Raw genomic sequence first — 14,163 nt, 5'->3', positions numbered from 1 at the left:
CGAGAGCCGCTGCCATGCGAAGCCTGGACGACATTCCGCAGGAAGAATGGGCCTTCGAGTGGGACGAGGTTAAACGGATCAGCAATCGCCACAAGCATGGAATCGACTTCGATGACGTTGTCTTGGCACTGGCCGAACCTCGCCTTGAAACACAGACCCTGACCAACGGTGAATTGCGGATTCTTGCGACTTGCCCGGAAAGCGGCCGATTGATTACCGCCGTCTACACCATGAGAGGAAACGTCTGTCGGATCATATCCGCCCGCGTTGCGAGAAGAAATGAGCGAAGAGAATATCACGCGCACTACCATCTCTGAGATTCTGGAAAAACGGGCGCGGGGTGAAAAAAGCCAGACCGACTGGGCCCGCGTCGATGCCATGACCGATGAGGATATCGAGCGCGCCATGCGCGATGATCCGGACTGGAAGGATCACATGGACATCGACTGGTCCAAGGCCAGGATGGTGATCCCGGACAAGAAGAAGCCGATCTCGATCCGCCTCGATCCCGACATCATCGATTTCTTCCAGGCGACCGGAAAGGGCTACCAGACCCGCATCAACGCGGTCCTGCGCCACTTCGTCGACGAGCAGAAGCGCTCGAAACCCTGAAACGCAAGACGCCGCCCGGAGGCGGCGTCGAACACATGTGAATGAGGCAAGGCAGTTACTTCAGGAGATCCTTGACCACGCCCGAGGCCTTGCCGAAGTCCATCTGGCCGGCATAACGTTCCTTAAGCGCATTGATGCACTTGCCCATGTCGCGCAGGCCTTGCGCCCCGGTTTCGTTGATCACCGCAGCGCAGAGTTCACGCACTTTCTCTTCCGAGAGCTGCTCGGGCATGAAGGACTTGATGATGACGATTTCCTCGCGCTCCTGGGCAGCGAGTTCCGGGCGGTCGTTGTCGGCATAGATCTTGGCGGATTCGTCCCGCTGCTTGATCATCTTCATCAGGATCTGCATGATCTCGTCGTCGCTGACCGGATCCTTGCCGGCACCGCGATGCGCAATGTCCCGGTCCTTGATCGCGGTCTGGATCAGACGCACGGTCGACGTCCGACGGACATCCTTGGCCTTCAGGGCTTCTTTCAGCGAGTTGGCGAGCGTGTCGCGTATCATTTTCTTCTCCGGGGAAAGGCCGTCTCACCCTTAGTGATTGTGGCTTTTCCGTGTTCGTTGAGTGGTTCTCATAGCCAGACATCTGCTGCAGTGCAAACGAATTGAGCAAACCATTGAAATGGCTTGGGAGAAATCCGACACTCCGGCAACTCCGGAATTGACCTCTCCACGCGATGCGTCTATTGCTCGGCACCTGCACGCAAATTGTCATCAGGGCTGAAAACGCGCGATCTCGCGCGCCCTCGATCTGCAACATAGATGGTCCTGCGATACCGCTCCGACAAGGGGCCGGCACGCGGGCGAACAAGGAACGACCATGACCGCGACAGCCCCCTGGACGACCCGCAAGCCGACCGCCCTCCTCGTTCTCGCCGACGGCACCGTCATCGAAGGCCATGGCATCGGCGCAACCGGCAAGGTCCAGGCCGAAGTCTGCTTCAACACGGCACTGACCGGATACGAGGAAATCCTCACCGATCCCTCCTATCTCGGCCAGATCGTCACCTTCACCTTCCCGCATATCGGCAATGTCGGCACCAATGACGAAGACATTGAAGACCTGACGCCGGCAGCCCGCCACGGCGCGGTCGGCACGATCTTCAAGGCCGACATCACGGAACCATCAAATTATCGTGCCGCAAGCCACCTCGACGCCTGGCTGAAGGCCCGTGGCATTATCGGCCTCGCCGGCATCGACACCCGCGCGCTCACCGCCTGGATCCGCGAAAACGGCGCACCGAACGCCGTCATCGCTCACGACCCGAACGGCGTCTTCGACATCGAGGCCCTGAAGGCCGAAGCCAAGGCCTGGAGCGGCCTTGAAGGCCTAGACCTCGCCAAGGTCGCAACCTCGGGCCAGTCTTCCGTCTGGAACGAGAAGGCCTGGTCCTGGACCGAAGGCCACACGACGCTCGGCGCTGCTGACGCCAAGTATCACATCGTCTGCGTCGACTTCGGCGTGAAGCGCAACATCCTGCGCCTGTTTGCCGGCCTCGACTGCAAGGTCACCGTCGTACCGGCAACCACCTCGGCCGAAGACATCCTGGCCCTGAACCCGGATGGCGTCTTCCTGTCGAACGGCCCGGGAGATCCGGCCGCCACCGGCGAATATGCCGTGCCGGTCATCCAGACCCTGGTGAAGAGCGACAAGCCGGTCTTCGGCATCTGCCTCGGCCACCAGATGCTGGGCCTGGCGCTGGGCGGCAAGACCGAGAAGATGCACCAGGGCCATCACGGCGCAAACCATCCGGTGAAGGACTTCACGACAGGCAAGGTCGAGATCGTCTCGATGAACCACGGCTTCGCAGTCGACTCCAAGTCGCTGCCGGAAAGCGTTGAAGAGACTCACGTTTCCCTGTTCGACGGCACGAATTGCGGCCTGCGCCTCAAGGGCAAGCCGGTCTTCTCCGTCCAGCATCACCCGGAAGCCTCACCCGGCCCGCAGGACAGCCACTACCTCTTCCGCCGCTTCATCAACATGGTGCGCGAAACGAAGGGCGAACCGGCACTGGCCGAGCGCTGAGACGCTTCAGTCAGACTGGATATTGGCGGCCCGGGTTCATGCCCGGGCAGTTTGCATTTCATGCCGGACCTTCAGGTAGAAACGAAGGCTCAGCATGAAGGCAGCGCTCGCAAGCCCAAGGCAGAAGCCGTACCAGATGCCGATACCACCAATCCCGAGCGGGAAGGCCATGAGCCAGGCGAGGAAGAAGCCGATCGGCCAGTAGGAAACGAGCGCCAGGATCATCGGTACGCGCGCATCTTTCAGCCCGCGCAAGAGCCCAGCCGCAATTGCCTGCAACCCGTCGACCAGCTGGAAAAGCCCCGCGACCATAACGAGCGGCCCCGCATAGGCCAGCACCTCGGCGGCGGCCGGGGCATTCTCGTTGATGAACGCGGCAGACAGTTGATTTGGCACGAGCAGGAACAGGATTGCGCCCGAAAGGGACATCAGACCGGCAATGCCAAGCACCGTGATCGATGCCCGCACCAGCTCCGGATAATTGCCCCGTCCATGCGCAAGGCCGATCCGAACGGTTGCGGCTTGCGCCAATCCAAGCGGCAGCATGAAGGCGATCGAGGCGAGCTGCAGTGCGATGCCATGGGCGGCCAGTTCGATCGTGCCGATCCGCCCCATCAAAAGCGAGGCAGCGCTGAACAGGCTGACTTCCGCAAGCACTGTGACGCTGATCGGCATCCCGAGATGCAGCACTTCGCGAAACGCCTGCCAGTCCGGCCGCCAGAAGCGCACGAAGAGCTCGTAACGCCGCGTCTCGTCCCGGGTCTGGATGTAGATCACCATGGCGACGAAGCTCACCCACTGCACGATGACCGCAACGATCGCCGCCCCGGTCATGCCGAGCGCCGGCAGCCCGAAGTGCCCGAGCACCAGCGCATAGGCGAGGATCGCATTGAGGACCAGGATGCCGAGCGTCACCCACAGCACGATCCGGGCCCGGCCCGTCGCACTGACCAGCGCACGCAAGACGGCAAAGAGCAGGGCCGGAAGCAGGCCGAGCTGGATGATGAAGACATAGTTTGCAGCAAGGCTTGCCACCTCGGGCTTCTGCCCCAAGGCGAGCAGGATCGCCTCCGCATTGAAGAACAGCGGCATCGTCAGGATCACATAGAGGATCGACACCCACATGCCCATGCGGATCGAGCGACGGACCGAGACGACGTCACCGCGTCCATAGGCCTGAGCGACCATGGGCATGACAGCCATGGAGAAACCGGATCCGAAGATGAAGATCGTGAAGAAGAACTGCCCGGCCAGCACCATGGCTGCAAGCGGTACCGCTCCGAGCTGACCGACGATGACCACATCAGTGGTGTGAATGCCGAGTTGCGCCAGCTGCGCGCCGATCAGGGGAATACCGAGCGACAGCGTCGCCCGGATATGCGACATCCAGGAGCCGGCGCCGACAGGCGCATGGCTTGAGGTTTCGATCGTGACAGCATCGGTGTGCATGGCTTTATTCCAACGAAAAAAGCCGCTTCCAGAGCGTACTGGTGAGCGGCATGTCACATCGGGATAAGCGGCAACCTGCAATCCAGCAAGGTGAAATCGACAACCTGCAAAATTATTGCGCGATACATCAGCAAGATTGATGAAAATCAGGGCTTAAACATCAGATCCGAACCGAAATCCTCTCGAAAAACAGGGGAAGTTGCCTGTTGCCGCGCAAAACGGCCTTTCTTACGGCCGCAAACCGCCCATAGGGTCAACTCTCTATTTCTCGATCACCAGGACGGATGAAGCATGTGGGAACTGATCTGGCGCGGCTCCATCATCGGGATCGGCGCAACACTTGCCATGGACCTCTGGGCCATGTTTCTGACGCTCGCCTTCCGCCAGCCGAAGGCCAACTGGGCTCCCGTCGGACGTTGGTTCTATCACCTTAAATTCGGCACGGTGTTTCATCAAACGATCGCAGATGCTGCACCCTACCGCCACGAACAGGCACTTGGCTGGATCGCGCATTATGCCGTCGGCATTGCCTACGGGATCATCCTCGTCCTCGCGCTCGGCTCAAGCTGGCTTGCCGGACCAACCCTGCTGCCGGCCTGGATCTGGGCGATTGCCACTGTTGCGGCCGGCTGGTTCCTGCTGCAGCCGGGCCTTGGGCTCGGCTGGGCCGCCTCGAAGACGCCGAACCCGAATAAGGTCCGCGCCCTCAATCTCTTGGCCCATACCGCCTTCGGTCTCGGCCTGTGGCTGACCGCACTGCTGATCCGCTGAAAGAACCGGCGCGTCAGATCGCGCCGGAGAAGGTGTCGCAGGCACCGACATTGCCGCTGTCATAGCCACGCTTGAACCACTTCATCCGCTGCGCAGACGTGCCGTGATTGAAGGCGTCGGGCACGACATAGCCCTGGCTGCGCTTCTGCAGGGTGTCGTCGCCGATCTGCTGTGCGGCATTCAACGCTTCCTCAAGGTCACCGTCGGAAAGGATACCCTCCTTGTCGGCGGATTTGGCCCATATCCCGGCATAGCAATCGGCCTGCAGCTCGACGCGCACCGACATCTGGTTTGCCTCGCGCTGCCCCATCGAGCGGCGCTGGCGGTTGAACTCCGGGAGAACACCGGTGAGGTTCTGCACATGATGCCCGACCTCATGCGCGATCACATAAGCCTGGGCGAAGTCGCCGGCCGCATCGAACTGCTGCTCAAGCTGGTCGAAGAACTCCGTGTCGAGATAGACCTTGCTATCGGCAGGGCAATAAAACGGACCGGTGGCTGAGGACGCCTGGCCGCAGGGTGATGACGTCGAGCCAGCAAAGAGCACAAGGGTCGGCTCCCGATAGCGTTCGCCGGAGGCCGTAAAGATTGCATTCCAGGTGGTCTCGGTCTCCGCCAGAACCGTCCGCACGAAGGCCGTGGTGTCATCACTGGACTGCCCCTGAGGACGCTGGCCGATCGATTGCTCGTAACCCGATCCGGCGCCCCCGACATTGCCCTCACCAAGTACCTGCAGCATGTCGATGCCCATGGCCTTCAACACGAAGTAGATGACAACAAGGAAAATGATGGTGCCGAAGCTCAAGCCACCGCCGCGCCGCCCACCCATCGGGAGTTGAATACCGGAGCGCCCGAACGGGTTGCGGCCAAGGCCACCGGAGGACTGCCCACGCCGGTCCTCGACATTGTTCGACTGTCGCCGGCCTCGCCATTCCATGATGTTGTCCCTCCACGCATCTGCCCTTGACAATGAGAAGATAGCCGAACTGTTCCACGACACCAGCGGCAAGTCGCGTGTTTCAGGTTCCCGGCCTGAAATGCCGGGGGGACTTGCGCAACCACCACTGAAGCGCCGCCACGAGGAAGAGTAGCAAACCGATCGCAAACAGATGCCCCTGCCCTTGTCCTTCGCCGAACAACAACTTGTGCATCAGCCGTCCGGGAAGCAGCGTGAAGGCCCCGGCTGTCAGCAGTGCAAAACTGTAGAGGTTGCCCACGTGCCGGCGGTGTTCGGCGATGCGCCCCGCACGTGCTGCCGCCACCGCCTGCCAGCTGCCGATCAGTGTGAAGACAGACAAGATGTGGATGGGACTGAAGCCAAAATAGAGCCGCAGTGACTGAATGAAGAAGCTGGAGAGTGCAGTGATCACCATCATCCCGATCCAGAGCCGCCCGAGAAGCCGGTGCGGGCCAGTTCCCTTGCGGCCGACCAGCAGGGTAGCGCCCAGGAGAAGGGCAAAGACGGCTGAGGCGACATGGATCTGGATGGCGAGGGAAGACTGCGTCAGCAGAGAAATCGACATGGGGCTTGCCTTGGAGAAAATCGCGGTTTCAATGGATCGTGTCCCGCTGTTCGCTCGCAAGGCGCCGCGAGACAAATGCTTTGCCGTCGATGTCGAGAGAAATTCGTGAACAGCACCACCCTGCAGTCTGCGCTTCGTGAATGGACCATGCTCATCAGCGCGCCGCGCCTCTGGGCAACATTCGCCATCGTGGTTTCGGTCTTCGTGGCGATCGGCCCATCGGGCACGATGGAGGGCATGGGCGTCCTCGAACGCGCCGCCTTCTGGACGCTGTTGCATGGAGCCGCATGGACGATCGCGATTGTGGTCATCACGCTGGCGGAGATTTCGTTTGCCGGACGACTGCACAGCACCCCTCTGCTGCTCGCCATCAATGCCCTGATCGCCGCACCCTTCGTCGCTGCTGCGGTGGAGCTGATCCGTTGGTCATGGCTAGGCGCTGCGCCAAGCCTTCCAGCCTATGGCCGCCAGCTCGTCGTCTGCCTTCCACTCTCGGTGCTCTTCAGTCTCCTCACGCATCTGACGCTGTCGGCCACCACTCCCGAACCAAAATCAGGTAGCGACGCAACGGCTGCGCTCAAACCGCCGAATGACGCGGCCGAGCCAGCGCCGCTGACTGCTCGCCTCAAGCCGGAAATGCGCGGTCCGCTTCTGCATTTGACCGTGGAGGATCACTACACCGTCGTCACGACAACCCGTGGCCGGCAGCTTCTTCTCTTGCGCTTTTCCGATGCCTTGCGCGAAATCGGCACGACCGATGGCGTTCAAACCCATCGATCCCATTGGGTCGCGGCGAGCCATGTCACCGGCCTGGAAAGAGACGGCAGCCGTCTTTTCCTGCGGTTGACCTCTGGCGCCACGGTGCCTGTCAGCCGCAGCTTCGCCGAAAGGGTACGCAAGCGTTTCGGCGGAACCTGAGCCGTTTCAGCTCTTGGCGTAACCGTAGTCCCCACCCCGCGACAGCGCGCGTTGATAGGCAGGTCGCGCGCGGATCCGCTCGATCCAGCCTTTCAGCACGCTCACATCCTTGCCACCGGCAATCCGGGTCAAACCGGCTTCGACCGGAAAGCTCATCGCGATATCGGCCGCCGAGAATTCCCGGCCCGCGAACCAGCCGTCCTTGCCGACTTCGTTGATCCAGAGGTCGAGATGGTCGGAGAGCTGCGGGTCGAGCAGTTTACGCGACACACCCTGGCTGATCATTTTGGCCACAGGCCGGATGAAGAAGGGTACCTGCCCCGGAATGCGCGCAAAGATCAGCTTCATCACCAGAAGCGGCATGGCCGATCCTTCGGCATAATGCATCCAGTATCGATAGCGCAGCCGCTCCTCGGTGCCGGCGGCAGGCCGCAACCCCTCCCCGCCATAGGTCTCGATCAGATATTCCATGATCGCACCGCTTTCCGCGACAACGCGCCCCCCATCCTCGATGACCGGCGACTTGCCGAGCGGATGCACCGCCTTCAGCTCCTTCGGCGCGAGGTATTCCTTCGTCCGATGATAGACCTTGACCTGATAGTCGAGGCCAAGCTCCTCGAGCAGCCAGAGAATGCGGTGGGCGCGCGAGTTGTCGAGATAGTGGACGGTGATCATCAGAGACGGCCCTTTGATTGTCGTTGCTTGAACTGTCTATCGACCAGCCCGGCCGCCGTCGAGGCTGACAGCTCAACTTTGTCGGTGATGGGAAGACAGATCGCACGCGCTGACGGCTTGGCAGCCCTGATCCTGCATGCAAATCTGCAAAGGCAGACAATGCTTTGGGAGGAGTGACTGATGAAGGCGATGCGACTGGAGGCGACGGGCCAGCTTTTCACACGGGAGGTGGAAAAGCCAAAGGCCGGACCGGACGATATCTTGGTGCGCGTCGAAGCCTGCGGCGTCTGCGGCACCGACCGGCATCTCTACCACGGTGAATTCCCCTGCACGCCACCGGTCACCCTCGGCCACGAATTCAGCGGCATTGTCGAAGAGATCGGCAGCGCCGTCACCGGCTTCAAACTCGGTGATCGCATCACGGGGGACCCGAACATCGCCTGCGGTCGCTGCAGCCACTGCGTCAACGGCCGGGTAAATCTCTGCCGGAACCTCAGAGCCATCGGCATTCACCGCGACGGCGGTTTCGCCGACTATGTGGTCGTTCCACACCGTCAGGCCTTTCTCCTGCCGCCAGACCTCGACCCGATGCACGGCGCCTTTTGTGAACCGCTTGCATGCTGCCTGCACGGCATCGATCTCGCCGAGATCAAGGCCGGCGCTTCTGTTGTCGTGCTCGGCGGTGGCGTCATCGGCCTCCTCACGGTACAGCTCGCCCGCTTGGCAGGCGCAGCCACGGTCATCCTCGTGACCCGTCAGGCCGCCCGCCGCAAGCTCGCCGAAGAGCTCGGCGCAACCGCCAGCGTCGACCCTGCCGCAGGCGATGTCGTCATGCAGATCTCCGGCGAGACCGGTCTCGTTCCCGGCGGCGTGGACGTTGTCCTCGAATGCGCAGGCGTCGGCGAAACGGTCATTCAGGCGACGAAGCTCGTCCGTCCGGGGGGCACCGCCGTCATCCTCGGTGTGATGGCGCAAGGGGAAAAAGTGGCGATCGAGCCCTTCGACCTGCTCTTCCGCGAGGTCAAGCTGGTCACCTCCTTCTTGAACCCCTTCACCCACCGCCGCGCAGCCGACCTGATCGCCTCGGGCAAAATCGAGGTCGAGAAGCTGATCTCGCGCAAGGTCTCGCTCGACGATGCGCCCGATGTGGTCAGCAATCCGCCGCAACCGGGCGAGGTCAAGGTGCTCGTCGTGCCCGGCCTGTAAGCGGGGCGGTCAGAGCGGCGGGCGTCTGTCCTTCCAGGGTGCCGCCTGCTCGAGTTGGCCGGCAAGCGCAAACAGCGTGTCTTCGTCGGCGAAACGACCGACGAACTGCATCCCGATCGGCAAGCCCTCGGGCGACCAGCCCGTTGGAACCGACATGGCCGGCTGGCCGGTGACGTTGAAGACAGGTGTCCAGGGAATAAACTCGAAGGTCTGGGCAGCCAGCTGCTCGGCAATCCCGAGCTTCTTCAATAGCCTGCCGCCGCCGACATAGCCGAGCACCGTCAAGAGCTTCTTCTCGATGGCGCTCGGCTGCAAGGCGCCAATCTTGACCGGCAAGGTCGAAAGCACCGGCGTCATCAGCACATCGACATCCTCGAAGAAACCGAGGATGGAGCGGGCCGACAGCGTGAGATAGCGATGGGCGGTGATCAGGTCGGACGCGGTGAAACCCTCGCCCAGGAGCCCCATACCAAAGGAGGACGCATCGTAGTCGCCGGGACGGATCTTTACCCCGAAGGTCTTCGCCGTGAACTCGATGTCGGCGCGCAGCTCCCCGGCAAGAGCCGTCAGGAAGGCCATGGAAAAGGCGTCGCGCTCCACAGGAGGCGCCGCCTCGATCACCTCGTGACCGAGATCGGCCAGAAGCTTCACCGTATCATTGAAGGCAGCCACCACCTCCGGCGCCACGGCCTTGCCGAGCATCGGCTGGCGCGACACCGCGATCTTCAGCTTTCCGGGCGCGCGCTGGCAGGCGTCAAGGAATGTGCCTTCCTGCGGCGGCAGCGGATGAGGCGAACCGCGATCCGCTCCATGCGTTGCGTCAAGGACAGCGGCGCTGTCGCGCACCGAGCGCGTCAGCACATGCTCGATGGCAAAACCGGACCAGGCCTCGCCGATGAAGGGTCCGGCCGGAGTTCGTCCGCGCGTCGGCTTCATGCCGAAGACGCCACAGGCGGACGCCGGGATGCGGATAGACCCGCCACCGTCGCCACCCGACGCAATCGGCACCATGCCGGAGGCTACCGCCGCACCCGATCCGCCCGATGAGCCGCCTGGGGTGCGCGTGAGATCCCAAGGATTGCGTGTCGGGCCATTGGCGCCTGGTTCGGTATAGGGTGTCAGGCCAAATTCAGGCGTGTTGGTGCGCCCGGCGATGACGAGGCCGGCCGTCTCCCATCGGCTCACCAATTCGCTATTGCCCTTTGCGACCCGCGTTGCCCAGAGCCGATTGCCATTGCCCGTCGGCACACCATCAATCTGCGCCAGGAGGTCCTTCACCAGAAACGGAACACCGGAAAACGGGCCGTCCGGCAGTCCCTTCGCGACCCGCTGCCGCGCCCGATCGAAAAGCGGTCGGACAACCGCATTCAGCTCCGGATTGACCGTCTCGATCCGCGTTACCGCCGCCTCAAGCACCTCGCCAGCCGAAACCTCTTTGCGCTTGATCAGGTCGGCCAGCGCCAATCCGTCGAAGTCAGCATACTCCCTGAACACTTTCACTCCCCCACTGCCGACTCGTTTGATGGCCCTCACCTTCCGGTCAAACCACACGCCGATCAAGCAAGATCGGATCTAGCGGCCCACCCGAATATAAACACCTACTTAACCATGCAGGGGTAATCTCACCCTGAAAGGCCGGAACAACACCGGCGCGGTGGACGCTGTTTGCCGCAACGAAGTCATAGGCTCATGAGGGAACGGCCCATGTTATTCAAATCTGCAACCAGCAGGAACATCTTCTCGACGGTGGCACTCGGCGTCGTGACGACCATCGGCGTTGCCGCGACAGTGGTGGGCGTCAGCTATGGTACGATCCGTGGCGCCGGTATCGACAAGATGCAGACAGCTGCGTCAGAGGCCGCAGCAGAGGTGAACAAGACGCTCAGCGTCGCACACCAGATGGTCGTTGGCATGGAAGCCTCGATTGCCGCCCTGCGTGCAAAGGGACTGGCCGACCGCGACACAGCCATGGCCGTCATGACGACCACCTTGGAAGGCTTCCCCGGCGCCATCGGCGTTTCGAGCGGCTGGGAACCGAACGCTTTCGACGGGAAGGATGCAGACTTCGTCGGCGAAGCGGCCCACGATCAGACCGGCCGCTTCATGCCCTACATCTACAGGTCGGGTGGAACGATCAAGAGCGACGTGCTCGTCGATTATGACAAGCCAGGCGCTGGCGACTACTACATCCTGCCCGTTACGACAGGAAAAACGGTTCTGCTCGAACCCTACGTCTACCCGGTCGACGGCAAGGACGTCCTGATGACGACGATCTCGATCCCGGTGATGGAGAACGGCAAGGCACTCGGCTATGTCGGCGCCGATATCGACCTCGACAAGACGGCTGCCGATCTCGGGGCAAAGCGCCCTCTTGGCGACGGCTACATCGCCCTCTTGTCGTCCGCCAACGCCTTTGTCAGCCATCCGGACAAGGCGGCCATGGGCAAGGCGCTGAAGGACAGCGGTCTGAACGCAACCGCATGGGAGAGCCTGCTGAAGTCACCGGGTTCGGTCGGCACCATGGTCGACAAGGACGGCATCGAGCGCATGGCCATTGCAGTCCCGATTGAACCCTTCCCCGGCGCCATCTGGAACGTCGTGGTCGCCGTCCCGAGCGCAACCGTGCTCGGTGTCCTGACGGAGACCCTCTGGACCTCCGCTCTGATCATAGCAGGCGCAACCATCATCCTCATTGTTGTCGGCTGGCTGCTCGCCCGCCGCTTCATCGGTCGCATCAATCGCGTCATCGGCCAGACCACCGACATTGCTGCCGGCCGCCTCGACGTCGAACTGACCGACAAGGACCGTCAGGACGAGTTGGGGGATCTCTCCCGCTCGCTCGGCGTCCTCCTGGAGAGCAATCGCAAGAAGGTCGCGCTCGAGAAGGAGGCGGAAGCCCGCTACGAGCTCGAAGAGGTCGAACGCGTCGAACGCTCCAAGGGGCACAAGGCCCGCGAAGAGGAAATCCGCTTCGTTGTCGACGAACTGCGCGCCGGCCTCGCCCGCCTTTCGGACGGCGACATGACTGTCCGGCTCGACAAGACCTTCTCGCCGGCGCTCGACGAAATCCGTGGCAACTTCAACGATTCGATCGAGAAGCTGCGCGCTGCGATGATCTCGTTCCGCGACAACGCGACCACCATCGAGAACGGCTCGAACGAAATCCGCTCGGCAGCCGACGATCTGGCGCGCCGCACCGAACAGCAGGCGGCTTCCGTCGAGCAGACGTCCGCGGCCCTTTCGCAGATCACCCGCTCCGTCAAGGAATCGACCCAGCGCGCCGAAGAAGCCGGCCAGCAGGTCAGCCGCACCAAGGAAAGCGCCGAACGCTCCGGTGAGGTCGTTCGCTCAGCGGTCGATGCGATGAGCGCCATCGAACAGTCGTCACAGTCGATCTCCAACATTATCGGCGTGATCGACGAAATCGCCTTCCAGACCAACCTGCTGGCGCTCAATGCAGGCGTCGAGGCAGCCCGCGCAGGCGAAGCCGGCAAGGGTTTTGCCGTCGTCGCCCAGGAAGTCCGCGAGCTTGCGCAACGCTCGGCCAATGCCGCAAAGGAAATCAAGACCCTGATCACGGCCTCCGGCGAACAGGTCAAGCACGGCGTCTCGCTTGTCGACCAGACCGGCGAAGCCCTCTCCGCCATCGTCGCCGAAGTGCAGCAGATCAACACCAACGTCCATGCGATCGTCGAGGCCGCACGCGAACAGTCGACCGGCCTTCACGAGATCAACTCGGCCGTCAACATCATGGACCAGGGCACCCAGAAAAACGCCGCCATGGTCGAGGAAACCAATGCCGCGTCCCACACCCTCGTCTCGGAAGTGCAGGCCCTTTCGGCCCGCCTCGCCCAGTTCAATCTCGGCTCGACCCCGCACGCATCGGCAGCGACTCATGCGCTACGGCCCCACAGCGCTCCGGCTTCGATCCACACCCGCTCAGCGTCTCCTGCCCGTCCGTCGCCTGTCAGCGAAGCCGCCCGTCCGGTAACATCCCCGGCGCGTGCGCTGGCCGGAAAGATCGCCTCGGCCATGGGCGCGAAGCCCGCCCCGAGTGGCGCCGAGTGGGAAGAATTTTGATCGCGCAGGCTCGTCCTGATGCAAGGGATGGCGGGCTCCGGCCCGCCATTTTCGTTTCCGCTTTGCGGTTCACTTCGGCTCGAAGACGAGAAGCTCTTCGAAGTGGTTCATGTCGTCGAAGGCACAGAATGCCGGTGCCCTAAGCTCGATCACCGGCGCGCGCCGACGGATCTCCGTTGTGACTTCGTCGAGAAACGGCACCCAGGCCGCCATGGTCTGATCGTCGAAGCGCTCGATCATGTAGGCGAAGGTGATGTGGAAGACATAGGTCTCGTGATCCGGATGCCGGTAGCCGAGCAGATCCGCCAGGCGGTTCCGCCAGTCTTTCAGGATTGCCCGGTCGCGTTCCGTCACACCATCAAGCGTCAGGCCATTCGGGGTGGCATGCGTCACCTCCATGGCAAAGGTGTCACCTGGCTCAAAGCGCGCCAGGCGATCGATGAACAGCCCCGTCATGTCGTCGACTGGCGTTTCCACCGGCACGTCGGACGGCCAGTAGGGCAGCGCCCGCCGCGTCTCGATGATCCCCTGAAAGAGGGTCATGTGCAGGCTGGTGGCGGCCGTGAAGGCGAGCTTGTCGGCACCGGGCATCTGCGTGAACCGCGAACGTGCATCGGTGATCGCAGCCGCCGCTTCGGACCCCTCGACGAGGTGGCACACGACGGTGTTGCCGCGTTCGCGAAGGAAGGTGCCGGCGGTGTCGTAGCGTTGCCCGAGATGGGGGATCGGGCCCGACATCAGATTGCGGGCGAAAGGAACAAGACGGTCGGGAAGATCTGAGAAAACGTGGGTCGACATGGCATCCTCTGCTTATGGATGCCATTGCGATTAGCAATCGGCTGCAAACGGAGTATGACGATTGCGACTGCGAGCCTCAACGATTGTTCCGCCAGCGCTCC

Annotated in this window: 14 protein-coding genes; 7 read left to right on the top strand and 7 right to left on the bottom strand. The window is 62.3% G+C overall.

The genetic code is table 11. The features are described 5' to 3' along the window. The first annotated feature begins 14 nt into the window (after window positions 1-14). Both IP85_RS22080 and IP85_RS20760 read left to right on the top strand, forming a co-directional pair. Window positions 15-317 carry a BrnT family toxin gene (locus IP85_RS22080; protein ID WP_082347859.1) on the top strand — a complete coding sequence of 101 codons (303 nt, stop codon included), beginning with the start codon at window positions 15-17 and terminating at the stop codon, window positions 315-317. Further along, a complete protein-coding gene (locus tag IP85_RS20760) occupies window positions 280-612 on the top strand; it encodes a BrnA antitoxin family protein (RefSeq protein WP_054151566.1) in 333 nt (110 codons plus the stop codon). The genes IP85_RS22080 and IP85_RS20760 overlap by 38 nt, the downstream gene beginning before the upstream one ends. 55 nt (window positions 613-667) lie before the next feature. Here the strand turns inward: IP85_RS20760 and IP85_RS20755 are convergent, their stop codons facing one another. Then, complete coding sequence (locus tag IP85_RS20755) at window positions 668-1,120, bottom strand: GatB/YqeY domain-containing protein (protein ID WP_054151565.1); 453 nt, start codon at window positions 1,118-1,120, stop codon at window positions 668-670. A gap of 316 nt (window positions 1,121-1,436) precedes the next feature. Between IP85_RS20755 and carA the strand changes: the two genes are divergently transcribed. Then, complete coding sequence (gene carA, locus IP85_RS20750; protein WP_054151564.1) at window positions 1,437-2,642, top strand: glutamine-hydrolyzing carbamoyl-phosphate synthase small subunit; 1,206 nt, start codon at window positions 1,437-1,439, stop codon at window positions 2,640-2,642. Between the two features lie 36 nt (window positions 2,643-2,678). Here carA and IP85_RS20745 read toward each other — a convergent pair whose 3' ends face one another. Further along, window positions 2,679-4,028, bottom strand: a complete 1,350-nt coding sequence (locus tag IP85_RS20745) for an MATE family efflux transporter (RefSeq protein WP_245280923.1) — start codon at window positions 4,026-4,028, stop codon at window positions 2,679-2,681. A 354-nt stretch (window positions 4,029-4,382) separates the two neighbouring features. On the opposite strand from IP85_RS20745, the gene IP85_RS20740 reads away from it, so the two are divergent. Then, window positions 4,383-4,862: a DUF2938 domain-containing protein gene (locus tag IP85_RS20740; protein ID WP_054151562.1), complete on the top strand. Its 480-nt coding sequence runs from the start codon at window positions 4,383-4,385 to the stop codon at window positions 4,860-4,862. A gap of 13 nt (window positions 4,863-4,875) precedes the next feature. On the opposite strand, the gene IP85_RS20735 is transcribed toward IP85_RS20740, so the two are convergent. After that, a complete protein-coding gene (locus tag IP85_RS20735) occupies window positions 4,876-5,799 on the bottom strand; it encodes a neutral zinc metallopeptidase (protein WP_054151561.1) in 924 nt (307 codons plus the stop codon). An 82-nt stretch (window positions 5,800-5,881) separates the two neighbouring features. Continuing rightward, window positions 5,882-6,385: a DUF2306 domain-containing protein gene (locus IP85_RS20730; protein WP_054151560.1), complete on the bottom strand. Its 504-nt coding sequence runs from the start codon at window positions 6,383-6,385 to the stop codon at window positions 5,882-5,884. A gap of 105 nt (window positions 6,386-6,490) precedes the next feature. Here IP85_RS20730 and IP85_RS20725 point away from each other — a divergent pair, with 105 nt between their 5' ends. Then, a complete protein-coding gene (locus tag IP85_RS20725) occupies window positions 6,491-7,303 on the top strand; it encodes a LytTR family DNA-binding domain-containing protein (protein WP_054151559.1) in 813 nt (270 codons plus the stop codon). A gap of 6 nt (window positions 7,304-7,309) precedes the next feature. Here IP85_RS20725 and IP85_RS20720 read toward each other — a convergent pair whose 3' ends face one another. Continuing rightward, on the bottom strand, window positions 7,310-7,978 hold the full coding sequence (locus IP85_RS20720) for a glutathione S-transferase (protein ID WP_054151558.1): 669 nt from the start codon (window positions 7,976-7,978) through the stop codon (window positions 7,310-7,312). A gap of 180 nt (window positions 7,979-8,158) precedes the next feature. Here IP85_RS20720 and IP85_RS20715 point away from each other — a divergent pair, with 180 nt between their 5' ends. Next, on the top strand, window positions 8,159-9,184 hold the full coding sequence (locus IP85_RS20715) for a zinc-dependent alcohol dehydrogenase family protein (protein ID WP_054151557.1): 1,026 nt from the start codon (window positions 8,159-8,161) through the stop codon (window positions 9,182-9,184). Between the two features lie 9 nt (window positions 9,185-9,193). Here the strand turns inward: IP85_RS20715 and IP85_RS20710 are convergent, their stop codons facing one another. Continuing rightward, the gene (locus IP85_RS20710; RefSeq protein WP_082347856.1) at window positions 9,194-10,678 is read right to left on the bottom strand and encodes an amidase; all 1,485 of its coding nucleotides are present in this window, start codon (window positions 10,676-10,678) and stop codon (window positions 9,194-9,196) included. Window positions 10,679-10,888: 210 nt separating this feature from the next. On the opposite strand from IP85_RS20710, the gene IP85_RS20705 reads away from it, so the two are divergent. After that, on the top strand, window positions 10,889-13,264 hold the full coding sequence (locus tag IP85_RS20705) for a methyl-accepting chemotaxis protein (RefSeq protein ID WP_054151555.1): 2,376 nt from the start codon (window positions 10,889-10,891) through the stop codon (window positions 13,262-13,264). Between the two features lie 69 nt (window positions 13,265-13,333). Here IP85_RS20705 and IP85_RS20700 read toward each other — a convergent pair whose 3' ends face one another. Continuing rightward, window positions 13,334-14,062: a DUF1868 domain-containing protein gene (locus IP85_RS20700; RefSeq protein WP_054151554.1), complete on the bottom strand. Its 729-nt coding sequence runs from the start codon at window positions 14,060-14,062 to the stop codon at window positions 13,334-13,336. Window positions 14,063-14,163: the final 101 nt, after the last annotated feature.

The organism is Rhizobium sp. AAP116 (genome assembly GCF_001295785.1).
GTDB lineage: Bacteria > Pseudomonadota > Alphaproteobacteria > Rhizobiales > Rhizobiaceae > Allorhizobium.
This window is presented reverse-complemented; position numbering and strand designations above follow the sequence as displayed.